The organism is Neisseria sp. P0021.S007, assembly GCF_051956855.1.
This window is the reverse complement of sequence record NZ_JBQCXA010001237.1, coordinates 1-512: the sequence shown is the minus strand read 5'-3', so window position 1 is coordinate 512 and position 512 is coordinate 1. Positions and strand designations below refer to the sequence as shown.

The window sequence follows — 512 nt, the reverse complement described above, 5'->3', positions numbered from 1 at the left end:
ACCACGATGGATTTGAGGGTTTGTTCAACCGGAATATTCAGGAATTCAACCAAAGACTCAATGGTTTTGACGTTTGGTGTATGTACTTTGGTCAACTCGGCCTGAGCAGCAGCGCGTTCGCCTTTAAGCGGCAAAGTCGGTGCCAATTCGATATTGGCGGCGTAATCGGAAGTGTCGCTATATGCAATAACATCTTCTCCGCTTTCAGCCAATACTTGGAATTCGTGAGAGCCGGTACCGCCGATGCTGCCAGTATCTGCGGCAACAGGACGGAATTCCAAACCCAAACGGGTGAAGATACGGCAATAAGCGTCGTACATATCTTGATAGGTCGTCTGAAGCGAGGCATAGTCGGCATGGAAGGAATAAGCGTCTTTCATGATGAACTCGCGCGCGCGCATCACGCCAAAGCGCGGACGTACTTCATCGCGGAATTTGGTTTGGATGTGGTAAAAGTTTTTTGGCAGTTGTTTGTAGCTGTTGACTTCTTTGCGCACGATGTCGGCAATGAC

General features: G+C 49.2%; 1 protein-coding gene. It reads right to left on the bottom strand.

Features of this window, described 5'->3' with window-relative positions; genetic code table 11:
* The coding region (locus ACTHUR_RS18505; protein ID WP_440400230.1) for an aminoacyl--tRNA ligase-related protein at positions 1–512 on the bottom strand (512 nt) is incomplete at both ends.